This is a genomic window from Stenotrophomonas sp. 2694 (assembly GCF_040548715.1).
GTDB classification, from domain to species: Bacteria; Pseudomonadota; Gammaproteobacteria; order Xanthomonadales; family Xanthomonadaceae; genus Stenotrophomonas; species Stenotrophomonas indicatrix.
In genome coordinates this window covers 132,289-158,748 of sequence record NZ_JBEPSG010000006.1, presented here as the reverse complement: position 1 = coordinate 158,748, position 26,460 = coordinate 132,289, and the positions used below count along the sequence as shown (strand labels likewise).

Genomic DNA, 26,460 nt, shown 5'->3' with positions numbered 1-26,460 from the left:
AGAAAGCCGGGGACGCAGTGCGCCCCCGGCTTTTTTTTTTTACTTCAACCCATCACTGACCGCCTTGGTCAGCGTGCCCTGCGCATCGTCGCCGCTGAACTCCCAGACGAACGCACCGCCCAGTCCCTGGGTCTTCACGTAGCCCATCTTGCGGGTGATGTTGGCCGGGGTATCGAAGCTCCACAACGTGCTGCCGTTGTAGATCCAGGTGGCACCGGCGGTGTTGTCGGTGTAGCTCGGCCACGCCAGGTTCTTCAGCACCTTCCAGTCTTCAATGCCAGCCTCGTAGGTACCCGGTGCCGCACCGGTGGCGCTCTGGTACAGGCCGTTGTTGGCGTTGGTCACCCCGGTCCAGCCGCGCCCGTAGTAACCGATGCCCAGGTTGAGCTTGGCGGCGGGAACACCACGGCTGATGAAGGCCTCGATGGCGTCGTTGCTGTTGTACAGCTTCTGGTCGCCGGTGGACGGATCATTCGGCGAATCGAACAGCGCCGACTGGTGATTGGTCTTCGCATCCCACGCGCCGTGGAAGTCGTAGGTCATCACGTTGATGTAGTCCAGGTACGGGTGGTACGCGGCCGGATCGGTGACGCGGATCTTGTCGATGCCGGCGCCGACTGCCACCGTCAGCAGCAGGCCCGGGCGCACCGCATCGAGCTGGCGGCGGAATTCGGCCATCAGCGCGGTGAAGTTGGCGTTGTCCTCGGGCGTGCCGCAGGCGATACCGCAGGCCACCGGGTATTCCCAGTCGATGTCGATGCCATCGAACACCCCCAGCGCCGCACCGGGGCCACCGGCACCGTCGGTCACCGGCAGGTTGCCCTTGATGTAGGCGTCGATGCACGAAGCGACGAAGGCCTGGCGGTTGGCCGGTTGCGCCGCGCTGGAGAAGCCGCGCGACCAGGTCCAGCCACCCAGCGAGATCAGCACCTTCATGCCCGGGTACTTGGCCTTGAGCTGCTTGAGCTGGTTCCAGTTGCCGCGCAGCGGCTGGTCCCAGGTATCGGCGCTGCCGCTCACGCTTTCGCCGGCACCGAAGGCCTTGGTGTAGTCGGCGAAGGCATCGCCACCGGCACCGCTGTTCGGGTCCGACGCCTGGGTGATGCCCACTTCGCAGCGGTTGTTGCGCACGTTGCCGAAGGCGTAGTTGATGTGGGTCAGGCGCGCGGCCGAACCGCTGCTGTCGATGTTCTTGACCCGGTAGTTGCGGCCGTAGATGCCCCACTGGGTGAAGTAACCGATGACCCGCTTGCCGGTGGTGCCACCGTCGCCGGCCAGGGTGCTGGCGGTCACTGCCGTGCCCTGTGCCGACGCATTGCCGGCGTTGTCGCGGGCACGCACGCGGTAGCTGTAGCTGGTCGACGCAGTCAGGCCGCCATCGACATAGCTGGCGCTGGACGGCGAGCCGACCAGGCTGCCATTGCGGTACACGTCGTAGCCGGCCACGCCGCTGCCACCGGTGTTGTCGGTGGAGGGGCTCCAGCTCAGGGCGATGCTGTTGGCGGTGCGGGTGCCCACGGCCAGGCCACCGGGCACGCTGGGCGCGGTGGTATCGCCACTGGCCGCGTTGACGGTGATGGTGATGGTCGCGGTGCTGGCGGTGGCGTTGTTGTTGTCGGTGGCGACCGCGCGCAGGGTGTGGCTGCCGGCGCTGGCGTTGGCCCAGCTGGCGCTGTACGGCGCGCTGGTGTCGATGCCCAGCGAACTGCCATCGCGGAAGAACTCGACCTTGCTGACGCTGCCGTCCGCATCACTGGCGTTGGCGGTCACGTTGACCGTGCTGCCGGCGCTGAAGGTGGCGCCGTTGGCCGGCGAGGTCAGGCTGACCACCGGCGGCTGGTTGGCCCCGCCGCCGTCGCAGGCGCCGAGGTTGGTGTAGTAGGGCGCCCCGGCCGGATGGTCTGGCGGCGCATTCCAGATGTCCTGGTTCGCCCGGTAGAGGACCCCTCCCTTCTGCAGGGTGTCGCCACTGCGGTAGATCTTGGCCTGGTCCCATTCGGCCACGCCAGCACAGCTGGCGGCCTGGGCCAGGCCGGGCAGGGCGACCGCCCCGGCCAGGGCCAGCAACCAGGCCAGACGGCGCGGGCGACAGCGATGAAGGGAAGGGTGGGCACTGCGTACATCGGCACTCTGCACAAGCGGGTCGTACATGGTGTGTCTCCGATCGATGGTTGGCGCGCGGGCCAAGACGGCGCCGCACGTAACGCAGGGTCCGGACGTCGCCCGGGAAGGCGACGGAGGGGGCGGACGGAGGTACCTGGTGGGCCGGGGAGAGAGTCCGGCGCCAGGTGGGGACAACGTTGTCATCAATTGCGTGGTCAATCCGTGAGCGAGTGCATGGTTCGGGGATTTGGCGGAGAGTGGCGCTGGCGCGCGGTCGGCAGCCATCGGCGGAGCCCCTCGTGGCTGGGGCTTGCCGCGAACAGCGGATTTCTGGGGGATGGCCGGGCGGGTGGGCTCAGGCGGGGACGCCGTGAACCCGTCCATGGGGGCTTGGCCGCGGCATCCATGCCGCGGACACCCCGCCTGACCCCACCCGCCCGGCCACGGACAGGTTCCTGTGCGGTCAGCCACGGAAGACAGAACAGAAAATCAAAAGCAGAAGCCGGTCGCTGCGCTCTTCAATGCCTGATTTCTGATGTTCCCTGGTTGCCGGCCAGCGGCCGGCATTACCGCAGAGCATCCACGCATGGCGTGGATCTACCGCAGATCGCGGAAATCTGTCGAAGGCGGGGTGGGTCCGGTTGCGGGGGCGTGAGCCGCATGGATGCGGCGACCGAGCCTCCATGGACGGATTCACGGCGTCCCCCGCAACCGGACCCACCCTGCCATCCCACGGAATGCCAGCTTCGGCTGTTGCTCTTGAGGTTGCCGGCCAGCGGCCGGCACTACCGCTTCGGCGGGTGCCGGGCGCCGCCCGGCCGAAGCCTACCCCCCGCTTCCGGTACAATGTCGGGCCCGTTTCCCAACTACGGTTCCCCGGACATGATGGTCCTCGAGGGCGCGCCCGCCCTGTCGCCGTTCCGCCGCGAACGTCTTGAATCCCGCCTGCAGTCCATCGCTCCCTCCCTGCGCATCAGCGGTGCCTGGCACGTCTACTTCGTGCAGGCCGAGGGCACTGCCGCCCCCGACGTCGATACCCTGTGCCGCATCCTGGAAGCCCGCCCGCAGTCCGAGGCGGTCGCTGACGGTGCGGTCAGCCGCATCGTGGTGCCGCGCCTGGGCACGCTGTCGCCGTGGTCGAGCAAGGCCAGCGAGCTGGTCCGCGGTGCCGGCCAGCCGGTGAGCCGGGTCGAGCGTGGCCTGCGCATCGACGTGCAGGGCTGGCCGACAGACGCTGCCGCCCAGCAGGCGCTGGTCAAGGTGCTGCACGACCCGATGACGCAGTCGGTGCTGGAGCGCGTCGATCAGGGCCACTCCCTGTTCTCGACCCCGGCCCGTGGCGAACTGGAGCGCGTGCCGGTGGACCAGCTGGAGGCCGCCAACCAGCGCCTCGGCCTGGCCATGGCGCAGGACGAGATCGACTACCTGCGCGAGCGCTTCACCGCGCTGGGCCGGTCGCCGTCGGACGTGGAACTGATGATGTTCGCGCAGGCCAATTCCGAGCACTGCCGGCACAAGATCTTCAACGCCAGCTGGACCATCGACGGCCAGGAGCAGGACCGCTCGCTGTTCCGGATGATCAAGAACACCCACCAGCAGACCCCGCAGCACACGCTCAGCGCGTACAGCGACAACGCGGCGGTGATCGAAGGCCATCCGGCCTCGCGCTATCGCCCGGACCCGGCCAGCGGCGAGTACCGCCGCGAACCGCAGGTGCCCAGCGCGTTCCAGATCAAGGTGGAAACGCACAATCACCCGACCGCGATCGCGCCGTTCCCGGGCGCGTCGACCGGCGCTGGTGGTGAAATCCGCGACGAAGGTGCGACCGGTCGTGGCGGCAAGCCGAAGGCCGGCCTGAGCGGATTCTCGGTCTCGCACCTGCGCATTCCCGAGCTGCCGCAGCCGTGGGAAGCGCCGCGTGCGCTGAACCCGCGCATGGCCCCGGCGCTGGAGATCATGACCGACGGCCCGCTCGGCGGCGCCGCGTTCAACAACGAATTCGGCCGCCCGGCGCTGCTCGGCTACTTCCGCAGTTTCGAACTGCCGGAAGGCGCCGACCTGGTGCGCGCCTACGACAAGCCGATCATGCTGGCCGGTGGCCTCGGCGCCATCGATCGCGTGCAGGTCGACAAGATCCTGCTGCAGGACGGCGATGCCGTGATCGTGCTCGGCGGCCCGGCGATGCTGATCGGCCTCGGCGGCGGTGCCGCCAGTTCGGTCGCTTCCGGTGAGAGCGCCGAGGACCTGGACTTCGCCAGCGTGCAGCGCGACAACCCGGAAATGGAGCGTCGCTGCCAGGAGGTCATCGATCGCTGCGTGGCGATGGGCGCTGACAATCCGATCAAGTTCTTCCATGACGTCGGTGCCGGTGGCCTGTCCAACGCCATTCCCGAACTGCTGCACGATTCCGGCGTGGGCGGCATCATCGACCTGGGCAAGGTGCCCACCGACGATCCGTCGCTGTCGCCGATGCAGCTGTGGTGCAACGAGTCGCAGGAGCGCTACGTGCTCGGCGTGGCGCAGGAGCGTCTGGCTGAATTCGCCGCGCTGTGCGCGCGCGAGCGCTGCCCGTTCGCTGCGGTCGGTGTCGCCACCGCAGCCGAACACCTGGTGGTGGCCTATGGTGCCGTGCCGGGCAACATCCCGGCCGATGCGCCCATCGATTTGCCGATGGACGTGCTGTTCGGCAAGCCGCCGAAGATGCACCGCGATACCGCGCACCCGCCGGCACCGCGCTGGCCGGCATTGAAGACCGGTGGCCTGGATCTGCAGGAAGCCGGGCTGCGCGTGCTCGCACACCCGACCGTGGCCTCCAAGAACTTCCTGGTCACCATCGGCGACCGCAGCGTGGGCGGCCTGACCGCGCGCGAGCAGATGGTCGGCCCGTGGCAGCTGCCGGTGGCCGACGTGGCGATCACCCTGGCCGATTTCGACGGCGTGGCCGGCGAGGCGATGGCACTGGGCGAACGCACGCCGCTGGCGCTGCTGGACGCGGCTGCCTCGGCCCGCATGGCCGTTGGCGAAGCACTGACCAACCTGTGCGCGGCCCCGGTCGATGCGCTGGATGAAGTCAAGTTGTCGGCGAACTGGATGGCCGCTGCCGGCCACCCGGGCGAAGACGCGCTGCTGTACGACGCGGTGAAGGCGGTGGGCATGGAACTGTGCCCGCAGCTGGACATCAGCATCCCGGTGGGCAAGGACTCGCTGTCGATGCAGGCGCAGTGGCACGACCAGGGGCAGGCGCACAAGAGCGTGTCGCCGGTGTCGCTGGTCATCACCGCGTTCGCGCCGGTGGCCGATGCGCGCCAGCAGTTGACCCCGCTGCTGGACCGCGATATCGACAGCGAGCTGTGGCTGATCGGCCTCGGTGCCGGCAAGCAGCGCCTGGGCGGTTCGATCCTGGCCCAGGTGCATGCCGACCACGGCGACCTGCCGGCCTTCGCCGGTGCCGCCCCGGACCTGGACGACCCGCAGCGCCTGCGTGGCTTCTTCGAGCTGATCCGCGATGCACGCCAGGCCGGCCTGCTGCGCGCGTACCACGACCGCAGCGACGGTGGTGCGTTCGCCGCGCTGTGCGAAATGGCCTTCACCTCGCGCCTGGGCCTGGACATCACCCTCGATGCCTGGGGCGATGACCCGTTCCGCAGCCTGTTCAATGAAGAGCTGGGCGCCGTTGTGCAGATCGCCCGCGAAGACCGCGCCGCGTTCGCCGACCTGGTCGAGCGCCATGCGCTGACCGAGTGCGCACAGCGCATCGCCAAGCCGACCACTGCGCCGGTGGTGCGGGTGTCGCTGGGCGGTGAGTCGCTGGCCGAATGGCGCTGGGAAGCGCTGTTCGATGCCTGGTGGTCGGTCACCCACGCCATGCAGAAGCGCCGCGACAATCCGGCCAACGCCGATGCCGAGCGCGAGATCGCCCGCGCCTTTACCGCGCCGGGCCTGAAGCCGAAGTTGAGCTTCGATCCCAATGAGGATGTTGCCGCACCGTTCGTGCAGACCGGGGCGCGTCCGCGCGTTGCGATCCTGCGCGAACAGGGCGTCAACGGCCAGATCGAAATGGCCAACGCCTTCGAACGTGCCGGCTTCCGCGCGTTCGACGTGCACATGAGCGACCTCATCGAAGGCCGCGTGGCGCTGCAGGACTTCACCGGCCTGGTTGCCTGCGGCGGCTTCAGCTACGGCGACGTGCTCGGTGCCGGCCGCGGCTGGGCGACCTCGATCCTCGAGCGTACCGCGCTGCGCGATGCCTTCGCCGCGTTCTTCGCGCGCGAGGACAGCTTCGCCCTGGGCGTGTGCAACGGCTGCCAGATGATGAGCCAGCTGAAGGACATCATCCCCGGTGCCGAACACTGGCCGCAGTTCCGCCGCAACGCCAGCGAGCAGTTCGAAGCCCGCACCGCGCTGCTGGAAGTGGTGGAGTCGCCGTCGATCCTGCTGCGTGGCATGGCCGGGTCGCGCCTGCCGGTGGCGGTGGCACATGGCGAAGGCCAGGCGGTGTTCGACAACGCCGTCGACCAGGCCACAGCCCGTGTCGCACTGCGCTACATCGATGGCAACGGCAACGTCGCCAGCCAGTACCCGCTGAACCCGAATGGCTCGCCCGACGGCATCACCGGCCTGACCAGCACCGACGGCCGGGTGACCATCATGATGCCGCACCCGGAGCGCACCCCGCGCGCGCTCAACCTGAGCTGGGCCCCGTCCGAGTGGCAGGGCGATTCACCGTGGATGCGCATGTTCCGCAACGCACGGGTGTGGTGCGGTTGATCGCACGCGCATTGCGCAGCTGACGATGCCATCGCGTATGGAGAACCCGCCGGGAAACCGGCGGGTTTTTCTTTGTCCATACGGAAACTCCTGAACTGGCCATCAGTTACATGCGTTTTCATAAGTGAGGATTTCCTCACGTGCGCCTAACAAAATGCGTACATAAACAAGTGAAACAGTGAACTGCTTCACGGCAATGGGTTTTGCTGCGTCAAACTCTTGACGATCCGCAAAGATGCCGTTAACACTTGACCCCCGTTTCAAATCTGTTCATCCCGCAGTAACCGCACGGCGCATGCGCTCGGTTTTCTGTCCCTGCGCGCCGTTCGGCAATACCCGCAGTAAATCACGCGAATAAACGCCCCCAGGGGACGTTGGGCCACGAAGGCTCGGCGGTGGCGTTGCTTTGCCCAAAACCAGTCCAATCAGGAGCCGTACCGATGAATCGGATTTATCGCAAGGTCTGGAACAAAGCATTGGGTCAGTTGGTGGTGGCCTCGGAACTGGCCTCTTCCAGCTCATCAGGCGGGGTCGTCGACCAGCGCCGCGGTGCGACCGATGCCGCGCCGGCACGACTGGCTGCAGCGCTGGCCTTGGCAATGGGACTGGGCATGACCGGCATCGCTGCGGCGCAGTCGGTCGAGATTGGGGGCAGCGCGAACTGCGTGGTGCTCAACAGCAAGGTGCTGGACAAGTGCGCGGTCGATGGCAGCGCCAGCGCCAAGGGCAGCAACGCGGTGGCGATTGGTGCGGGTACCAGCGCCACCGGCGCCAACAGCGTGGCGCTGGGCGCCGGCTCCAAGGCAACGCGCGCCAACACCGTTTCTGTCGGTGATGCAGGCAAGGAACGGCAGGTGACCAACGTCGCCGCCGGTACCGCCGCCACCGATGCGGTGAACAAGGCACAGCTGGACGCACAGGCGCGCGCCACGCAGGCCGCGCTTGCGCAGGCGGCGGCCGAGGGCAGCCGCTATTTCAAGGCCGATGGCGCTGGTGATGACAGCGACGCGGCAAAGATCGAAGGCCAGGGCGCCATCGCGGTCGGTAGTGGCAGCCAGTCGCTGGCCAACGCCACCACCGCGGTCGGCACCCAGGCGATTGCCGCAGGACTTGGTGCCAGTGCTTTCGGCCAGAACGCGCTCGCCTTGGGTGATGCCAGCGTAGTGGTCGGGCAGAGTGCGGCCGCCTTCGGCCTTGGCGATACGGCGGTAGGCGCAAGTGCCGTGGCCGCCAGCGAGAACGGCGCAGCCACCGCGTTGGGTGCACTGTCCGAAGCCAGCGCCGATGGCGCTACCGCGGTCGGCGCGGGCGCCGTGGCGATGGGCCCCGGCAGCACCTCGCTGGGCCGCGGTGCGACCGCCGCCAACGAAGCGTCGATTGCCGTCGGTGCGTTCAGCACGGCGGTGGGCGAATACAGCACCGCGCTGGGTTCCAATTCGGCGGCCGTGGCTACCGGCAGCGTGGCGCTGGGCGCCGGCTCGCTGGCCGACCGCGTCGATACCGTGTCGGTGGGTGCGGTCGACTACGGCTTGACCCGGCAGATCACCAGCGTTGCCGCCGGTACCGAAGATACCGATGCGGTCAACGTCGCTCAGTTGAAGGACGTGGCAGCGGTAGCCGATACCACCGCCAAGCGATTCCAGGCCACCGGCAGCAGCAACAGCGATGCCGGTGCGTTGGCCGAGGGAGATGACGCGCTCGCCGCTGGCGAAGCCGCCAATGCGATCGGCAACGGTACGACCGCCGTCGGTGCAGGTGCGACCGCCGTCGCGCAGAACGCCACCGCCGTCGGCAACAACGCGCTTGCATCTGGCCAGAACAGCGCGGCCTTCGGCAACAACGCGCAGGCAGTCGGCCCGGGCAGCGTCGCCGTCGGCGGTGCTGCGGTGGATGCCGATGGCAATCCGCTGATCACCAGTGGTGGCGTGCCGGTAGAGACCGGCGCCACCAGTGCCGGGGTCGGTGGTACCGCCGTCGGCGCCAGCGCCGATGCCGGTGGTTTCGCAGCGTCGGCGTATGGTGTGGGAGCCTACGCGGCAGGCGCACAGTCGTCGGCGTTCGGTGCTGTCTCCAATGCCATCGGCGACTACTCCACGGCCGTCGGTACGCAGAGCAACGCTACCGGCACCAGCAGCGTGGCCATCGGTGGCCCGGCCGATCTGATCCCGGGCCTGGGCTTCTTCGTGCAGACCCAGGCCAGTGGCGAAGCGGCCACGGCCGTCGGTGCCGGTGCCATCGCCAGCGGCGACCAGGCCGTGGCCAATGGCAGCCTGACCGAGGCCTCCGGTGCCGAGTCGGTCGCAGTGGGCTACTTCGCCTATGCACCGGGCGAGAACGCCAGCGCGCTGGGCGCGCAGACCTGGGCCAGTGGCACGCAGAGCACCGCCGTCGGCTACTACGCCACTGCGCGTGGTGCCAACAGCGTTGCACTGGGCGCCAATTCCGAAGCGGTGCGCGCCAACAGCGTGGCCGTGGGCAGTGCCGGCAACGAGCGGCAGATCACCAGCGTGGCGGCCGGCAGCGAAGCCACCGATGCAGTGAACAAGGCCCAGCTGGACGCCGTGGCCAGCACCGCCGACACCACCGCGCGCTTCTTCCAGGCGCAGCCGGAAAGCGGCAGCGATGCCGGTGCGTACGCAGAAGGCGAGGGTGCGGTAGCGGCGGGTTCGGCCAGCAACGCCATCGGTGCCGGCGCGCTGGCACAGGGCGCAGGCGCTGCGGCCATCGGCGCCGACAGCGTGGCGCTGGGTCGCAATACCTTCGCCGACGGTGACGGTGCGGTAGCCGTGGGTGGCCTCGGCCAGGCCTACGACGAATACAACCAGCCGCTGCTGGATGAGCAGGGCAACCCAGTGCAGATCGGCACCACCGCTTCGGCCGGTTCCACCGCCGTCGGCAATGCCGCGCAGGCGACCGGTGCCAGCAGCAGCGCCTTCGGCAATGCGGCACAGGCCACCGGCGACAACAGTTTCGCGGCAGGCGGCAAGTCGCGCGCTACCGGCAGCTATGCCGTCGCCGTCGGCGACAGCGCCTTCGCCAAGGCCGATGACAGCACCGCCGTGGGTGGCTACAGCACTGCCAGCGAGGAAGGCGCCACCGCCTTCGGTGCCGGCGCGTGGGCCACCGGCCGCAATGCCTCCGCGTTTGGTCCGGCGGCATGGGCCAGCGCCAACGGTGCCACCTCCATCGGCTACAACAGCTGGGCCAACGGCACCAGTTCCACCGCCGTCGGCCGTGGCGCCTTCAGCTACGGCGACAACAGTGTTGCGCTGGGCTTCCAGGCGCTGGGCAACAGCATCAACAGCATCGCCATCGGCACCAACACGGTGGCCGGCGGTGAAAGTGCGATCGCCCTGGGCGCGGGCAGCACGGCCAGCGGAAACAACGCGGTTGCGCTGGGTGCCGGTTCGGTGGCCAGCCGCGACCGCAGCGTGTCGGTGGGCAGCGCGGGCAATGAGCGGCAGATCACCAGTGTGGCGGCCGGTACCCAGGCCACCGATGCGGTGAACAAGTCGCAGCTCGACGCGGTTGCAGCCAGTGCCGCGACCACCGGCAAGTACTTCCAGGCCAGCGGCAGTGCCGACAGCGACGCCGGTGCCTACGTGGAAGGTGACAACGCGCTGGCCGCGGGTGAATCGGCCAATGCCATCGGCAACGGCGCAACCGCCCTCGGCAGTGGCGCCAATGCACTGGCCGGCAACGCACAGGCCATCGGCTTCAATGCCCTGGCCAGCGCGGCCAATGCCAGCGCCATCGGTGCCAACGCACAGGCGACCGGCGAATACGCCACTGCTCATGGTGCCGAGAGCGAAGCCAGCGGCGAGCAGAGTGCGGCCTTCGGCGCGGCCTCGGTGGCCAGCGGCGCTGGCAGCACCGCCAGCGGCGTGCTGTCCGAAGCCAGCGGCGAAGAAGCCGTGGCGGTAGGCTACTTCAGCAACGCCAGCGGTGAGGCCGCCACTGCGGTCGGCAGTGAAAGCGTGGCCAGTGGCACCGCTTCGGCAGCATTCGGCATCGGTGCCGAAGCGACCGGTGGCTACAGCACCGCCATCGGCGGTTACGCCAACGCCTCGGCATTCAACGCCACTGCCTTCGGCAACTTTGCCAACGCGTCCGGTTCCAACAGCGTCGCGCTTGGTGGCGATTCGGAAGCGTCCGGTGCCTACAGCACCGCCACCGGCCAGGGCAGCCTGGCTACCGGCACCAATGCCGTGGCCGTCGGTGGATCGTTGTTCGGCCTGCTGGCGACCGAAGCATCCGGCGACTATTCCACCGCGGTCGGTGGCGGCGCCTATGCGCCGGGCATCAACAGCACCGCGCTGGGCAATGCGGCTGAATCGCGCGGTGCCAACAGCGTGGCGCTGGGTGCCGATTCGATTGCCGAGCGCGACAACACCGTGTCGGTCGGTGGCGGCGGCAACACCCGCCAGATCACCAACGTGGCCGCCGGTACCCAGGGTACCGATGCGGTGAACAAGGACCAGCTGGACGCGGTGGCCGCCGAAGGCGCAAAGACCAGCAAGTACTTCCAGGCCAGCGGCAGCGCCGACAGCGATGCCGGTGCCTACGTGGAAGGTGACAGCGCGCTGGCCGCCGGTGAGGCCGCCAATGCGATCGGCACCGGCGCCACCGCACTCGGCAGTGGTGCAACAGCGGTAGCGGCAAACGCTACGGCGGTAGGCTTCAACAGCCTGGCCAGCGGCGGCAGTGCGGCTGCGGTGGGCAACAACGCACAGGCGACGGGCGAAGACAGTGCGGCGCTCGGCAGCGGCGCGGTGGCCAGCGAAACCAGCACCACCGCAACCGGTGCAGGCGCGCAGGCGACGGCGGTGTACAGCACGGCCAACGGTGCCGAGGCGGTCGCCAGCGGTGCGCAGTCGCTGGCCAGTGGCTTCCGTTCGGCAGCCTCTGCAGACGGCACCACCGCAGTCGGCGGCTACAGCGAAGCCAGCGGTCGCCTCGGCTCGGCGCTGGGCTATGGCACCGTGGCCAGTGGTGCCAACAGCACCGCTGCCGGCGTGTTCGCTGCGGCGTCGGGCGCCAGCTCGGTGGCGATGGGTGATTCCAGCGAAGCCAGCGGCGATGAGAGCGTGGCCATTGGTGGCAGCACCTTCTTCGGCCTGGTGCCATCACGTGCCAGTGGCTACGGCGCAGCGGCGTTCGGTGCCGGTGCCTGGGCCACCGAGGACTACGCCACTGCAATCGGCTGGAATTCGTGGGCCGATGGCGCCGAGTCGACGGCACTGGGCGCCAGCGCTACCGCCAACGGTGCCAACAGCGTCGCCCTGGGCGCAGGCTCCAAGGCCGACCGTGACAACACGGTGGCCGTCGGCAGTGCCGGCAGCGAACGCCAGGTGACCCACGTGGCGGCTGGCACCGAAGGCACCGATGCGGTCAACAAGAACCAGCTCGATGCTGTCGCCGCAACGGCGGACAACACCAGCAAGTACTTCCAGGCCAGCGGCAGCGCCGACAGTGATGCCGGTGCCTATGTGGAAGGCGACAACGCACTGGCTGCCGGTGAAGCGGCCAATGCGATCGGCAATGGCGCCACCGCGCTCGGCAGTGGTGCCACGGCCGTGGCCGCCAACGCGACCGCCGTGGGCATCAACTCGCTGGCCACGGGCAGCAATGCGGCTGCGGTAGGCAGCAACGCGCAGGCCACCGGTGAAGACAGTGCCGCACTCGGCAACGGCGCGGTAGCCAGTGGCATCAGCGCCACCGCTACCGGCACCGCTGCACAGGCCAGCGGCGTCTACAGCACCGCCAACGGTGCGGAGGCCGTCGCCAGCGGTGCGCAGTCGCTGGCCAGCGGTTTCCGCAGTGCCGCTTCGGCCGATGGCACCACCGCCATCGGTGGCTACAGCGAAGCCAGCGGCCGCCTCGGCACCGCACTGGGCTACGGCTCGGCGGCGACCGGTGCCAACACCACGGCTGTCGGCTTCGGAGCGGCGGCAGCAGGCAGCGGCGCCGTCGCCGTCGGTCAGTCCAGCGAAGCCAGTGGCGCAGAGAGTGTCGCCATCGGCGGCAGCACCTTCTTCGGCCTGATCCCGTCGCGTGCCAGCGGTACCGGTGCGGCGGCCTTCGGTGCCGGTGCCTGGGCGACCGATGACTACGCCACCGCGATCGGCTGGAATGCATGGGCCGATGCGGCTGACAGCACCGCCCTGGGTGCCAGCGCGACCGCCAACGGTGTCAACAGTGTCGCCCTTGGCGCGGGCTCGAAGGCCGACCGTGACAACACGGTGGCCGTCGGCAGCGCGGGCGGTGAACGCCAGGTCACCCATGTTGCCGCCGGCACCGAGGCCACCGATGCAGTGAACAAGGGCCAGCTGGATGCCGTGGCCAGTGTCGCCGACAAGACCAGCAAGCACTTCCAGGCCAGCGGCAGTGCCGACAGCGACGCCGGTGCCTACGTCGAAGGTGACAATGCGCTGGCGGCCGGTGAAGCGGCCAATGCGATCGGCAATGGCGCCAGTGCGCTCGGCAGTGGTGCCACCGCGGTCGCGGCCAACGCCACCGCCGTCGGCTTCAATGCGCTGGCCAGTGGTGAAGACGGTGTGGCGATCGGCAGCAGCGCCAGCAGCACGGCCGGTGGCGCGATTTCCATCGGCGTGGAAAGCAGCAGCGCAGGCCCGGCCAGTGTGGCCCTCGGTGCGCAGTCCCAGGCGCAGGGCATCGGTGCGGTCGCCGTCGGCGGCATCGCCCAGGCCAACGGGCTGGCCGCAACGGCCGTCGGTTATGGCGCAACCGCTGATGGTCGCGAAGCCACCGCCGTCGGCAACTTCTCGTCGGCCAACGGCTGGCAGTCCACCGCCTACGGCGCCGGTGCCACGGCCGCCTTCTTCGGCACCGCGCTGGGCAGTGGCGCGCAGGCCGCCGAAGTGTCCACAGCCGTGGGCCAGGGCACCGTCGCGCAGATCGCCGGTGCTGGTTTCGGCGTGCAGGCGCGCGCCGGCCAGTTCGGTACCGCACTGGGCAACAATGCCACCACCGGGCTCAATGGCGTGGCGGTCGGCTTCAACGCGCTGGCCGGACAGGACGCCAACAGCGTTGGCACGGGCCAGCACACCACCGCGATCGGCAGCGAGGCATGGGCCACCGAGGACGGTGCCACCGTGGTCGGCTACAACAGCTATGCGCAGGCCACCAATGCCACCGTGCTGGGCAGCAATACCTGGACCACCAAGGACGCCGACAACAGCGTGGCGCTCGGTGCAGGTTCGCTGGCCGACCGTGCCAATGCGGTATCGGTGGGTGCGGCGCAGGAGTGGGTCGATGCTGCCGGGGTCAGCCACAGCGCGATCAACCGCCAGGTGACCAACGTGGCCGCCGGTACCCAGGCCAACGATGCGGTGAACAAGGGCCAGCTGGATGCGGTGGCCTCCACCGCCGACGCCACCAGCAGGCACTTCCGTGCCAACGGCAGCGGCACCGCCACTGCCAGCGGTACCAACGCAGTGGCGGTGGGCTCCAGTGCCACTGCCAGTGGCAACCGCAGCAATGCACTGGGCAGCAACGCCAGCGCCGTCGGCAACGCATCACTGGCCGTAGGCGCCAATGCCGCCGTCACCGGCAGCAACTCAGTGGCACTCGGTGCCGGCGCGCGTGCGGTGGATGCAAACGTGGTGTCGGTCGGCGGCGGCAACGGCACGGATGGTCCTGCTACACGCCGCATCGTCAACGTTGCCGATGGCCGTATCGCCGCCGGCAGCAGCGACGCCGTGACCGGTTCACAGCTCAACGTCACCAACCAGCGCGTGGGTGCGGTGGAAACCCGGGTCGGTGATTTCGACTCGCGCATCGCCACCGTTGAAACCAGCGCGGCCAGCTCGGTCGGCTACGACGATGCCAGCCGTGACCGCCTGACCCTGGCCGGTATCCAGGGCACCACCATCGACAACGTCGGCGCCGGCAGCATCGCCTCCGGCAGCCGCCAGGCGATCAACGGTGGGCAGCTGTTCCAGTCGCTCAGCGATGCCGCCAGCTTCCTCGGCGGCGGTGCCAGCGTCGGCATGCAGGGCGTGTTCGTCGCGCCGAACTATGTGATCCAGGGGTCCACCTACAGCAACGTCGGCGACGCGCTGGGCGCACTGGACCGCAAGGTCAGCGAGATCGATCGTCGCACCGCCAGCGGCACGCGTTCCGGCGCGGCCAGCCTGCGTTCGATGGCCGCTCCGCTGGACGCAGACGCGTCCAACGTGGCCACGGCGTCGGCTGCCACCGACGCGAGCCTGGCGGATGGCGGATCGGCGACGGCCCGTGTGCAGGGCACGCCGACCGCTGCCAGCGCAGGCAGTGCTCAGCCAGCACTGGTCGCAGGCGGTGGCGTCAACGCCGTCGCGATGGGCGATGGCGCAGTCGCCAGCGGTGCATCGTCCACCGCTGTCGGCCAGGGCGCGAGTGCAACGGCGGCCAATGCGGTGGCGCTGGGCCAGGGCTCGGTTGCCGATCGCGCCAACACCGTCTCGGTCGGCAGTGAGGGCAACGAACGCCAGGTCACCAACGTGGCGGCCGGTACCACCGCAACCGATGCGGTCAACAAGGGCCAGCTGGATCGTGGCATCACCACCGCCAACAGCTACACCGACAGCCGCGTGCAGGCAGTCACCGACAGCTTCGATGTGTTCAAGGGCGAAGTTGATGGACGCCTGCGCCACATGGATCGCCGCATCGACCGCCAGGGCGCGATGAGCGCAGCAATGCTCAACATGGCCACCAGTGCCGCCGGCATCCGCACCCAGAACCGGGTCGGCGTCGGCATCGGTTTCCAGGGAGGCGAGTCGGCCATGTCGCTGGGCTACCAGCGTGCGATCAGCGATCGCGCCACGGTCACCGTCGGTGGTGCCTTCAGCAGTGATGACAGCTCGGTCGGCGTGGGTGCCGGCTTCGGCTGGTAAGTGCGCAACAACGTGCCGGTGGGCAACCCATCGGCACGTCGAGCAGTGAGCGCCAAAGGGGCGTGGCATGGCAACCCTGGTGGGCCAGCCAGGGCAGTCGCAGGGAGTGATGGCCGTAGTGAGCTCCGTCCGTGCAACGGGCGGAGAAGGAAAGCTCAACCATGACCTTGAAGAGGATTTCGAACGTGACCAAGAAGCAGACCCTTCGCATCAATGTGCTGGCTGCCGCCGTGTTGTCGCTGACTGTCGGCGTCGGTGCGGCGCATGCGGCCAAGCCGGGCGTGGCCAAGGAACCGGCGCGCGTGGCCAGCACTGCCCAGCAGAGCGTGGACGGCATCATCGTGAAGTACCGCAACGGCACCGCGGCCGCCAGCGATCGTTCGACCAAGCTCTCGGTCGTGCAGTCGGCACTGTCGCGTGCCATCGTCAGCAGCGGCACCACCAGCCGTGCTGCGGCACTTTCACCGCTGGTGGAGCGCAAGCTCGGTACCGGTGGCGACCTGATCCGCCTGAAGTCCCGGCTGGGCTCGGCCGACATGCAGAAGGTACTGGCTGAACTGAATGCCGATCCGTCGGTGCAGTACGCGGTGGCCAACGTGCGCCTGCAGCGCTCGGACCTGCGTGCCACCAATGCGCAGCCGGCACTGGTGCCCAACGATCCCAACTACGCGCAGTACCAGTGGAACTTCTTCAACGCCACCGGTGGTGTGAATGCACCGGCCGCGTGGGATCTCTCGCAGGGCGAGGGCATCGTGGTCGCCGTGCTCGATACCGGCATCCTGCCGGGCGTGCCGGATTTCGGCAGCAACCTGCTGGAAGGCTACGATTTCATCAGTGACAAGGAATCCTCGCGCCGCCCGAACGATGGCCGCGCACCGGGTGCCACCGACTACGGCGACTGGGTGGAAACGGCCAACGAGTGCTACACCGGTTCCGAACCGGAAGGCAGTTCCTGGCACGGCACGCACGTGGCCGGCACCATTGCCGAGGTGACCAACAACGGCAGTGCCCTGGCAGGCCTGGCCTACAAGGCCAAGGTGTTGCCGGTGCGCGTGCTGGGCAAGTGCGGCGGCACCCTGGCCGACATCAGCGACGCCATCACCTGGGCGTCGGGCGGCACCGTGCCGGGCATTCCGGCCAACACCAATCCGGCGGAAATCATCAACATGAGCCTGGGTGGTGGTGGCGCCTGCGATGCCGCCTACCAGGACGCGATCAACGGCGCCGTGTCGCGCGGCACCCTGGTGGTGGTCGCGGCCGGCAATGAAACCGACAACGCATCCAAGTACCGTCCGGCCAGCTGCAACAACGTGGTGGCGGTGGGTGCGACCCGTGTCACCGGTGGCATCACCTATTACTCCAACTACGGCACCGCGGTCGACCTGTCGGCCCCGGGCGGTGGCGGCAGTGTCGACGGCAACCCGAACGGCTACATCTGGCAGGTCGGTTCCAGTTCGGAAACCACCCCGGACGCCGGTGAGTGGGTGTTGATGGGCAAGGGCGGTACCTCGATGTCCTCGCCGCACGTTGCCGCGGTGGCTGCCATGGTGCAGAGCGCGCTGATCGCCAAGGGCAAGGAGCCGCTGGCGCCGGCCGCGCTGGAAACCCTGCTCAAGCAGTCGGCGCGCAAGTTCCCGGTGACCATCCCGGCGGCCACCCCGATCGGTACCGGCATCCTCGATGCCAAGGCCGCACTGGATGCTGCGCTGAAGGAGCCGTGCACCGAGAACTGCGAGCCGGAAGGCATTCCGCTGACCAACAAGGTGACCGTGGGCGGGCTGGCCGGTGCGGCCGCCAGCGAAACCGTCTATACCTTCGAAGCGGCCGCCGGCAAGACGCTGAGCGTGCTGACCTACGGCGGCAGCGGCAACGTGTCGGTGTACCTGGCGCAGGGCCGCGTGCCCACCGCGACCGACAACGATGCCAAGTCGACCCGCCCGGGCAATACCGAAACCGTGCGCGTGGCCAAGCCGGTGGCCGGTACCTACTATATCAAGGTGGTGGGTGAGGCCGCTTACAGCGGGGTGAGCATCCTGGCGACCCAGTAATAACCGACTGTCGTAAATGAACAAGCGGGGCCCGTCACCTGTGTGACGGGCCTCGTCTTTCTACGAAAGAAGAACCGGAGAGGGTGGAAACCACGGCTTAACTGCTAAAGTCGGGACGATCGACAGGAGAGTCATGTGAACGCGCTCGCTGCCACTGCCACCGACGACACTGAAGGCCGCATCCTCGATGCGCTGCTGGCACGTGGTCGGCTCAAGGAAGGAGATCTGGCACGTGCGCGGCCGCTGCATGCCGAGTCCGGTGGCAGCCTGCTTGGCCTGCTGGTACGGCTTGGGCTGGTGTCCGAACGTGACCAGGCGCAGGCCAGCGCCGATGTGCTGGGCCTGCCGCTGCTGGAAGGACGGCAGCTGCCTGAATCGCCACCGCAGGCGCTGGCCGAAGGCCTGCCGCTGTCGCTGCGCTTCCTCAAGCAATTCCACGTGTGCCCGCTGGCGCTGGATGAACACGGCGTGCAGCTGTGGTTGGCCGACGCCCACGATCCTTACCCGCAGCAGGCCGTGCAATTGGCACTGGGTGTACCGGTCACGCCGCTGCTGGGCATGCGCGCGGAGATCGATGATCTGGTCGAGCGCTGGTTCGGCCAGGGCCGCAGTGCGATGGGCGCGATCGTGGAAACGGCCGATGGCGAGGGCGGCGCAGTGGACGATATCGAGCACCTGCGCGATCTCGCTTCCGAAGCGCCGGTGATCCGCCTGGTCAACCTGGTGATCCAGCGCGCGGTCGAACTGCGCGCGTCGGACATCCACGTAGAGCCGTTCGAAAACAGGTTGAAGGTGCGTTACCGCGTCGATGGCGTGCTGGTCGAAGGCGAGAGCCCGCCGGCCAACCTGACCGCCGCGGTGATCAGCCGCATCAAGATCATGGCCCGGCTCAACATCGCCGAGCGCCGCCTGCCGCAGGATGGCCGCATCATGCTGCGCGTGCAGGGCAAGGAACTGGACCTGCGTGTCAGCACGGTGCCCACCGCGCACGGCGAAAGCGTGGTGATGCGCCTGCTTGATCGCGAGACGGTGGTGTTCGACTTCCATCGGCTGGGCTTCACCGATGCCTTCCTGCCGCAGTTCCGCAAGGTGCTTGAACAGCCGCACGGCATCCTGCTGGTGACCGGCCCCACCGGGTCGGGCAAGACCACCACGCTGTACACCGCGCTGAGCCAGCTCAACACCGCCGACGTCAAGATCATCACCGTTGAAGATCCGGTCGAGTACCAGATCGAAGGCATCAACCAGATCCAGGCCAAGCCACAGATTGGGCTGGATTTCGCCAATGCGCTGCGCAGCATCGTGCGCCAGGATCCGGACATCATCATGATCGGCGAAATGCGCGACCTGGAAACCGCGCGCATCGCGATCCAGTCAGCGTTGACCGGCCACCTGGTGCTCTCCACGCTGCACACCAACAATGCCGCAGGCGGCATCACCCGCCTGCTCGACATGGGCGTGGAAGATTATCTGCTCACCTCCACCATCAACGGCATCCTGGCCCAGCGCCTGGTGCGCCGGCTGGAGCCGACCCACGCCGAACGCTACGAAGCCTCGCCGGAAGAGATCGAACGCTTCGACCTGCGCCGCCTGCAACCGGATGGAACGATCTACCTGTATCGCCCGAAGCCTTCGGCGCTGGCGCCGACCGGCTACCTGGGGCGCACCACCATCATGGAATTCCTGGTGATGAACGACGCGCTGCGCCGTGCGGTGATGCGTCGCGATGGCATGGGCGAGATCGAGCGCATCGCCCGCGAAGCCGGCATGCGCACCATGTACGAGGACGGCCTGAGCAAGGCCCTGAGCGGGCAGACGACCCTCGAGGAAGTCCTGCGCGTGACCGAGGAAGGCTGATGCGCGTGCAGGGACGACGCTGACATGCCGAACTACCGTTACAAGGCACTGAACCCACACGGTGAAGTGTTCGACGGACAGATGGAAGCGGCCAGCGAGGCCGAGCTGGTCGCGCGCCTGCAGGACCAGGGCCATCTGCCGATGGAAACGCAGCTGGCCGACGGGGGGGCGGTTGGCGGCAGCAGCCTGCGCGGCCTGTTCCGCCAGCGTCCGCTGCAGGGCGCGGCATTGCTGCAGTTCACCCAGCAGCTGGCCACCCTGCTCGGTGCCGGGCAGCCGCTGGACCGCGCGCTGTCGATCCTGCTCAGCCTGCCCGAAGACGAGCGCTCGCGCCGCGCGATCACTGACATCCGCGACGTGGTGCGTGGTGGCGCGCCGCTGTCGACTGCGCTGGAACGCCAGCACGGCCTGTTCTCGCGTCTATACGTGAACATGGTGCGCGCCGGCGAAGCCGGTGGCAGCCTGCACGACACGCTGCAACGCCTGGCCGACTACCTCGAACGCAGCCGTGCGCTGCAGGGCAAGGTGATCAACGCGCTGGTCTACCCGGCGATCCTGCTGGTGGTGGTGGGCGGTGCGCTGCTGTTCCTGCTGGGCTACGTGGTGCCGCAGTTCGCACAGATGTACGAAAGCCTGGACGTGGCGCTGCCATGGTTCACCAACCTGGTGCTGCAGCTGGGCCTGTTCGTGCGCGACTGGTGGGTGCTGCTGCTGGTGGTGCCGGGCGTGCTGCTGCTGTTGTTCGAACGCAAGGTGCGGCAGCCCGCGTTCCGTCTGGCGCTGGATGGCTGGCTGCTGCAGCGCCGGGGCATCGGCCGCCTGCTGGGCGAGCTGGAAACCGCGCGGCTGGCGCGCACCCTGGGCACACTGCTGCGCAACGGCGTGCCGCTGCTGGGGGCGCTGGGCATCGCCCGCAACGTGCTCGGCAACCGCGCCCTTGCCGCAGACCTGGAGACCGCCGCCGACGAGGTCAAGAACGGCACCGGCCTGTCGCTGGCGTTGTCGCGCGGCAAGCGTTTTCCCCGGCTGGCGCTGCAGATGATCCAGGTCGGCGAGGAGTCCGGCGCGCTCGATACCATGCTGCTGAAAGCTGCTGATACCTTCGAACAGGACAGCGCCCGCCGCATCGACCGCCTGCTGGCGGCGATGGTGCCGGCGATCACCCTGGTGCTGGCCTCGGTGGTCGGCGCGGTGATCGTGGCCGTGCTGGTGCCGTTGTACGACCTTACCAACGCCATCGGCTGATGATGGCCTCCTTCGCAACCCCGACATCCCGTACCTGAAAGGACCGACCATGATTGCTTCCCGTCGACCGATCCGCCTTTCCTTCACCGCCGCACGCCACCAGTCGGGCATGAGCCTGCTGGAGATCATCATCGTCATCGTGCTGATCGGCGCGGTGCTGACCCTGGTCGCCAGCCGCGTGCTCGGCGGCGCCGATCGAGGCAAGGCCAACATCGCCAAGGCGCAGGTGCAGACCGTTGCCTCCAAGGTCGACAACTACCAGATCGACACCGGCAAGCTGCCCGCCTCGCTCAACGACCTGGTGACCGCACCGGCCGGCGTCGGTGGCTGGCTGGGCCCGTATGCCAAGCCTGCCGACCTCAACGACCCGTGGGGCCACGCGCTGGAGTACCGCGCACCGGGCGAGGGCCAGGCGTATGAACTGATCAGCCTGGGCAAGGACGGCAAGGCTGGCGGCAGCAGCGTCGACGCTGACATCCGCTACCAGCCGTAAGCACGCATGCTGCTTTTCCTGCCGCGCCGGGTGTCACGCCCGCGCCTGCACGGCAGGCGCGCGGCGGGCCTGTCGCTGCTGGAAATGCTGCTGGTGATCGCGTTGATCGCGGCCATCGGCCTGATCACCGCCGCTGGCATGTCGCGCGGCTTTGCCGGCATGCAGCTGCGCAGTGCCGGCAAGGACATCGCCAACCAGCTGCGCATGGTGCGCGCGCAGGCCATTGCCCGCGGCGAACCGCAGCGCTTCGTGATCGAACCGGCGCAGCATCGTTGGCAGGGCGCCAGCCAGCGCCACGGTGAAGTGCCGGCCAAGCTGAAGGTGCAGTTCGAAGGTGCCGCGCAGTTGGCCACCGCGCCCGGCCAGGGCGTGATCGAATTCCATCCCGACGGCGGCTCCAGTGGCGGCCGCATCCGCCTGCAGCTGGAGAGCGCCGAGTGGCGCATCGATGTCGGCTGGTTGACCGGTGAAGTCCGTTCCGGACCGTGGCGGGCGCAATGAGGTCGCGCGCCCGTGGTTTCACCCTGCTGGAAGTGATCGTTGCCTTCGCCTTGCTCGGGTTGGCGCTGACGCTGTTGCTGGGCAGCCTGTCCGGTGGCGCGCGGCAGGTGCGCGACGCCGAGCTGCGCACGCGCGCGGTGCTGCACGCGCAGTCGTTGCTGGCCGCCGCCGGGGTGGAAGCACCGCTGCAGGCCGGCAGCCAGCAGGGCGAGTGGGAGCAGGGGCGTTATCACTGGCAGCTGCAGGTGCAGCCCTGGGCCGAGCCGCGCAGTGGTGCGCTGCCCGCTGCGCAGTCGCCGGGCGCACCCTGGCTGGCGGAACTGCAGCTGCAGGTGCGTTGGGGCGACAGTGAACGCGAGCAGTTGCGCTGGCGCAGCCTGCGTCTGTTGCCGCCCGCGCTGGAGAATGCGCGATGAGGCGCCGCGCACGCGGCTTCACCCTGGTCGAAGTGATGCTGGCCACGGTGCTGCTGGCAGGCGGCCTGGCGCTGGCGTTCGCCAGCGTGCGCTCGGCGATGGCGATCAGCCAGCGCGGCGAGCAGATTGCCGCGCAGAGCGAACGCATGCGCGCAGTGCAGGCCCTGCTGCGGCGGCAGCTCGCCAGTGCCCTGCGCAGCCCGCTGGAAGTGCCCGATCCCACCCGCGAACCGGTGTTCTTCCAGGGTGACGATCAGGGCATGCAGTTCGTTGCCGACCTGCCGGGCTATCTCGGTCGTGGCGGTCCTTACCTGCATGCGCTGCAGGTGGATGGCGCAGCCGGCCACCGCCGCTTGCTGCTGGGGCTGGTGCTGCTGCAGGAAGGCGAGCGCATCGAAGAGAACCCGCCGCGCCCGCCCGAAGTGCTGGCGGAGGAGTTGAAGGACGTAAGGCTGCGCTACCGCGGTGTCGACGCCAGCAACGGGCAGCTGACCGAATGGTTGCCACGCTGGGAGGACACCCGGCGCCTGCCATTGCTGGTGGAAGTGCAGATCGTGCCGGCCAGGGGCACGCCGTGGCCGCCGCTGGTGGTGTCACTGCGGGCCGGTGGCAGCGGAGGTGCGCGATGAAGCGTCCACGTGGTGCCGCGCTGGTCCTGGTGCTGTGGTTGATCGCGCTGATGACCGCGCTGGTCGGCGCCTTTGCGCTCAGCGCACGGGTCGAACACCTGCAGCAGCGGGTGCTCGGTGACGACGCACGCGGCCAGGAGCGCGCCCGCGCCGGCCTGGAATACGCGTTGCTGCGGCTGCAGCCGGACCCGCAGCGTCCGCCGTGGCAGGCTGATGGCCGCGCCTATCGCTGGCAGTTCGACGACGCCCGCATCGAGATCCGGGTGCTGGACGAGAACGGCAAGATCAACCTCAACCTGGCCGATGCGGCCCTGCTGTCCGCATTCATGCAGGCACTGGGCGAGCCGGCAGAGAGCGCCAGGCAGCTGGCCGGTGCGATCATCGACTGGCGCGACGAAGACAGCCTGCTGCAGCCCGGTGGCGGTGCCGAGGCGCCGGAGTACGCCGCCGCAGGCCTGCCCTATGGCCCGCGCAACAAGCGCTTTGAAACCCTGGGCGAACTGCAGCGGGTGCTGGGGATGCGCGGGTCGCTGTATGCCGCGATGCTGCCGCACCTGACGCTCTACAGCAGGCAGGCGCGCCCGGATCCACGTTTCGCCAGTGGACCGGTGTTGACGGCATTGGGCCTGGATGCGGAACAACTGCTGGCGCAACGCGCCCAGCAGGAGCGTGACGGAGATAACGCTGCGGGTGCATCAGCGCTTGCCAGCGGCAGTGGCACCTATAGTATCGAGTCCCGCGCCACTGACGGCAGCGGACGCCTGTCGGTGCTGCAGGCGGTGGTGCGCAACGGATCGGGCGGGGTGCCCGGCCGGACCTACACAGTGCTTCGCTGGGAGCAGGGAATGGCAGCAAGATGACGGCGTGGCAGGACAGTCTGCGGCAGGTGCAGGGCCAGATCGGCCCCGGTGCCGGCCGTTTCCTGCGCTGGTGGCGGCAGTCGTTGCTGGCCTGGGTGCCGATGCGTTGGCAATGGGCGCTGGGCTGGTCGCAGACCCGCCTGCTGCTGCAGTGCGAGGACGGGCAACTACAGGTCTGGCGTGAAACCGGCGACGGTCTCGAGCCCGTGGCCCGCCTGCCGTGGCCGCTGCAACCGGCGGACCTGGACCGCGTGCTGGAGCCGCGCCTGCGCAGCCTGCCACGGGTGTGGCTGCTGCCGGCCGGGCAGGTCCTGCGGCGGAATCTGCGTCTTCCTGCCGCAGCCGCTGACCGCCTGCGTGCGGTGGTCGGCTACGAGATCGACCGGCAGACACCGTTCGAAGCCAGCCAGGTCAGCTATGACATCCGTGAGCTGGGCAGTGCCGGCGAAGGCCTGCTGCAGGTGGAGCTGGTGGCCTGGCCGCTGCGCCAGCTGGATGACTGGCGCGCGCAGATCGGAGCGTGGGCCGACGTGCTGGCCGGTGTCGATGCGATCGATGCCCAGGGCCGCGCGCTGCAGGTCAACCTGCTGCCGCCCGCGCAGCGTCAGCAGCGACCGGACCCGATGCGGCGCTGGAACCTGCTGCTTGCCATGGCTGCGCTGGTGATGCTGGTGCTGGCGGCGATGCAGTTGCTGGACAACCGTCGTGACGCCGTCGATGCGCTGCGCGCAGACGTCGAGCGCAGCGCCCGCAGTGCGCGCGGCGTGGCCAGCGAACGCAGCCAGCTGCAGGCGCTGCTGGATGGAGCGGCGTTCCTGGAAACACAGCGCAACCAGCGCGCCAGTACCGTCGAAGTCTGGAGCGAGCTGACCCGACGCCTGCCCGATGGCACCTACCTGGAAAAACTGGCGATCGAGAACAACAGCCTGCAGTTGATCGGCCTCAGCAGCGAAGCATCGCAGCTGGTCACGCTGCTGCAGGACGCGCCGCAGTGGCGCAAGGTCAACCTTACCGGCGTGCTGCAGGCTGACGGTGCCGCCAGTGGCCGCGACCGCTTCACCCTGACCGCCGAGCTGCAGCCATTGCCTTCGGCGGCAGCGGCGCCGGCACCCGCCCCGACTGCAACCACGGAGGCGGCCAATGCCGATGCCAAGCGCACGCCGTGACCGCTGGCTGGCACTGGCACTGCTGTTGGCAGTGCTGGGCCTGGCCTACCTGCTGCTGGTGCACCCGTGGTTCACCCAGCCGCTGCGCGCCATCGATGCCGATGCCGCCGCCCTGCGCGAGCGCCAGCAGCGCGTGCAGGCGCAGCTGCAGCAGCAGCCGCAGATCGAACAGCGGCTGCGCGCAACCCGCGACGCCCTGCAGCAGCGCCCGGGGTTCCTGCAGGAAGCCACCGCCGAGGCCGCCGCGGCCGCGCTCGGCGCACGCCTGCAGGATGCGGTGGCGATGGCCAGCCCGGGCAACCGCAGCTGCACCATCAGCAACCGCACGCCGTTGAGCGACAACCGTCGCGATGCTGCGTTCGTGCGCGTGGCCATGCAGGTGCGCCTGCGCTGTGGCGTGGCCGAACTGGCCACCGTGCTGCACAGCCTGGAGACCGGCAGCCCGCGCCTGTTCGTGGACAACCTCAACCTGATCGCACAGCGCTTCCAGCAATCGCCCAACGAATCCGGGCTCGGCCTGGATGTGTCCTTCGAGCTGGCCGGCTATCTGTTGCCGGCGGCTGCTGCCGATCCCTCGACAGCACCCGTGGCCACGCCGCCTGCAGCAGCGCCGGTGGCGTCGCCGCCGGCACCTGTGCCGTCACCGGCGGAGCAGCCTGCCACCGATGCGCAGGAGGTGGCCGATGAAGCTTGAGCAGATCAGCCTGCGCACCGGGCTGTTGCTGGCGCTGGCCGGATGGGCCGCAGCGCTCTGGCTGGCCACCGGCTTCGGTCTTGGCAGCCAGCTGCCCACGGTCAGTGCGGAGGGCGACGCGCAGGCCGCGCTGCCGGCGCTGCCCGTGCTGGCGCCCGAACGCATGGCCGGTGCAGACAGCTACAGCGTGATCAGCGAACGGCCCCTGTTCGCAGAAGACCGCAAGCCGCGCCCGTACCTGCTGGGGGGCAGTGAAGCCGCCGCCAGTCCGGCACTGCGCCTGACCGGCGTACTGATGACCGGCGACTTCAGCATGGCCACCTTCACCACCGAGCAGGGCCGGTCGCTGCGCCTGCGCCTCAACGGCGATGCAGTCGATGGCTGGCAGCTGGTGGCATTGGAACCGCGCCAGGCCACGGTGATCGGCTCCAGTGGCAGCCAGGTGCTGGAACTGGCCGTGTTCAATGGCCAGGGCGGTGAAGCGCCGACCGCGCTGCGCGGAGCCACTGGCACACCGCCTGTGCCTGGCGCGGTGGTTCCGCCGCCGCCACCGCAGCCAACGCCCAGCCAGACGCTGCCCACCCCCCGTGCCGCCGATGGCAACGTGGCTCCCGCCTCGCCTGCACCGGCCGCGGCCGCCGCACCCCCTGCAAACACCAACGGTCCCAGCGAAGCGCAGATGCAGGCCATCCGCGAACGCATCCAGGCCCGCCGCCGTCAGCTGCAGCAACAGCAGCAACAACCGTCGCCGCCCCCGGGCGATGGCACCAACCGATAGAGTGAA

At 68.9% G+C, this 26,460-nt stretch carries 14 protein-coding genes; 13 read left to right on the top strand and 1 reads right to left on the bottom strand.

Features of this window, described 5'->3' with window-relative positions; genetic code table 11:
- Positions 1–39 precede the first annotated feature (39 nt).
- Entirely contained in the window at positions 40–2,151 is a 2,112-nt protein-coding gene (locus ABIA73_RS10020) for a glycosyl hydrolase family 18 protein (protein WP_223483413.1), read from the bottom strand.
- An 834-nt stretch (positions 2,152–2,985) separates the two neighbouring features.
- On the opposite strand from ABIA73_RS10020, the gene purL reads away from it, so the two are divergent.
- From purL to ABIA73_RS09955, 13 genes are all read left to right on the top strand, one after another.
- Positions 2,986–6,870, top strand: coding sequence for a phosphoribosylformylglycinamidine synthase (purL, locus tag ABIA73_RS10015; protein ID WP_282280454.1), 3,885 nt, complete (start codon positions 2,986–2,988; stop codon positions 6,868–6,870).
- A gap of 440 nt (positions 6,871–7,310) precedes the next feature.
- A complete protein-coding gene (locus ABIA73_RS10010; RefSeq protein ID WP_354275725.1) occupies positions 7,311–15,767 on the top strand; it encodes an ESPR-type extended signal peptide-containing protein in 8,457 nt (2,818 codons plus the stop codon).
- A 185-nt stretch (positions 15,768–15,952) separates the two neighbouring features.
- A complete protein-coding gene (locus ABIA73_RS10005) occupies positions 15,953–17,815 on the top strand; it encodes a S8 family peptidase (protein WP_099785925.1) in 1,863 nt (620 codons plus the stop codon).
- 135 nt (positions 17,816–17,950) lie between these two features.
- Complete coding sequence (gene gspE, locus ABIA73_RS10000) at positions 17,951–19,672, top strand: type II secretion system ATPase GspE (RefSeq protein ID WP_059065971.1); 1,722 nt, start codon at positions 17,951–17,953, stop codon at positions 19,670–19,672.
- 24 nt (positions 19,673–19,696) lie between these two features.
- A complete protein-coding gene (gene xpsF, locus ABIA73_RS09995; protein WP_025876710.1) occupies positions 19,697–20,917 on the top strand; it encodes a type II secretion system protein XpsF in 1,221 nt (406 codons plus the stop codon).
- Positions 20,918–20,966: 49 nt separating this feature from the next.
- Positions 20,967–21,410 (top strand): type II secretion system major pseudopilin GspG, encoded by a 444-nt coding sequence (gene gspG / locus ABIA73_RS09990; RefSeq protein ID WP_032951922.1) that lies wholly within the window; start codon positions 20,967–20,969, stop codon positions 21,408–21,410.
- Positions 21,411–21,416: 6 nt separating this feature from the next.
- Positions 21,417–21,911 carry a type II secretion system protein XpsH gene (gene xpsH / locus ABIA73_RS09985; RefSeq protein WP_025876706.1) on the top strand — a complete coding sequence of 165 codons (495 nt, stop codon included), beginning with the start codon at positions 21,417–21,419 and terminating at the stop codon, positions 21,909–21,911.
- Positions 21,908–22,327, top strand: coding sequence for a type II secretion system protein XpsI (gene xpsI, locus ABIA73_RS09980; RefSeq protein WP_025876704.1), 420 nt, complete (start codon positions 21,908–21,910; stop codon positions 22,325–22,327). Before xpsH ends, xpsI begins: the two co-directional genes overlap by 4 nt.
- Positions 22,324–22,956 carry a type II secretion system protein J gene (locus ABIA73_RS09975; RefSeq protein WP_032977169.1) on the top strand — a complete coding sequence of 211 codons (633 nt, stop codon included), beginning with the start codon at positions 22,324–22,326 and terminating at the stop codon, positions 22,954–22,956. The genes xpsI and ABIA73_RS09975 overlap by 4 nt, the downstream gene beginning before the upstream one ends.
- Complete coding sequence (locus ABIA73_RS09970) at positions 22,953–23,816, top strand: type II secretion system minor pseudopilin (protein WP_025876700.1); 864 nt, start codon at positions 22,953–22,955, stop codon at positions 23,814–23,816. The genes ABIA73_RS09975 and ABIA73_RS09970 overlap by 4 nt, the downstream gene beginning before the upstream one ends.
- The gene (locus ABIA73_RS09965) at positions 23,813–24,982 is read left to right on the top strand and encodes a PilN domain-containing protein (protein WP_354275724.1); all 1,170 of its coding nucleotides are present in this window, start codon (positions 23,813–23,815) and stop codon (positions 24,980–24,982) included. Before ABIA73_RS09970 ends, ABIA73_RS09965 begins: the two co-directional genes overlap by 4 nt.
- Positions 24,957–25,676, top strand: a complete 720-nt coding sequence (gene gspM / locus ABIA73_RS09960; RefSeq protein WP_099841886.1) for a type II secretion system protein GspM — start codon at positions 24,957–24,959, stop codon at positions 25,674–25,676. Before ABIA73_RS09965 ends, gspM begins: the two co-directional genes overlap by 26 nt.
- Positions 25,666–26,454, top strand: coding sequence for a type II secretion system protein, XpsN-like (locus ABIA73_RS09955; RefSeq protein ID WP_248151373.1), 789 nt, complete (start codon positions 25,666–25,668; stop codon positions 26,452–26,454). Before gspM ends, ABIA73_RS09955 begins: the two co-directional genes overlap by 11 nt.
- The last annotated feature ends 6 nt before the right edge of the window (positions 26,455–26,460 follow it).

Bases quoted from the DNA above. Each gene is read 5' to 3' on its own strand.
- xpsI (WP_025876704.1), top strand. From the start codon at position 21,908: ATGAGGTCGCGCGCCCGTGGTTTCACCCTGCTGGAAGTGATCGTTGCC.
- ABIA73_RS09975 (WP_032977169.1), top strand. From the start codon at position 22,324: ATGAGGCGCCGCGCACGCGGCTTCACCCTGGTCGAAGTGATGCTGGCC.
- gspM (WP_099841886.1), top strand. From the start codon at position 24,957: ATGCCGATGCCAAGCGCACGCCGTGACCGCTGGCTGGCACTGGCACTG.
- ABIA73_RS10020 (WP_223483413.1), bottom strand. From the start codon at position 2,151: ATGTACGACCCGCTTGTGCAGAGTGCCGATGTACGCAGTGCCCACCCT.
- xpsF (WP_025876710.1), top strand. From the start codon at position 19,697: ATGCCGAACTACCGTTACAAGGCACTGAACCCACACGGTGAAGTGTTC.
- ABIA73_RS09965 (WP_354275724.1), top strand. From the start codon at position 23,813: ATGACGGCGTGGCAGGACAGTCTGCGGCAGGTGCAGGGCCAGATCGGC.
- ABIA73_RS10010 (WP_354275725.1), top strand. From the start codon at position 7,311: ATGAATCGGATTTATCGCAAGGTCTGGAACAAAGCATTGGGTCAGTTG.
- ABIA73_RS09955 (WP_248151373.1), top strand. From the start codon at position 25,666: ATGAAGCTTGAGCAGATCAGCCTGCGCACCGGGCTGTTGCTGGCGCTG.
- gspG (WP_032951922.1), top strand. From the start codon at position 20,967: ATGATTGCTTCCCGTCGACCGATCCGCCTTTCCTTCACCGCCGCACGC.
- purL (WP_282280454.1), top strand. From the start codon at position 2,986: ATGATGGTCCTCGAGGGCGCGCCCGCCCTGTCGCCGTTCCGCCGCGAA.
- xpsH (WP_025876706.1), top strand. From the start codon at position 21,417: ATGCTGCTTTTCCTGCCGCGCCGGGTGTCACGCCCGCGCCTGCACGGC.
- ABIA73_RS09970 (WP_025876700.1), top strand. From the start codon at position 22,953: ATGAAGCGTCCACGTGGTGCCGCGCTGGTCCTGGTGCTGTGGTTGATC.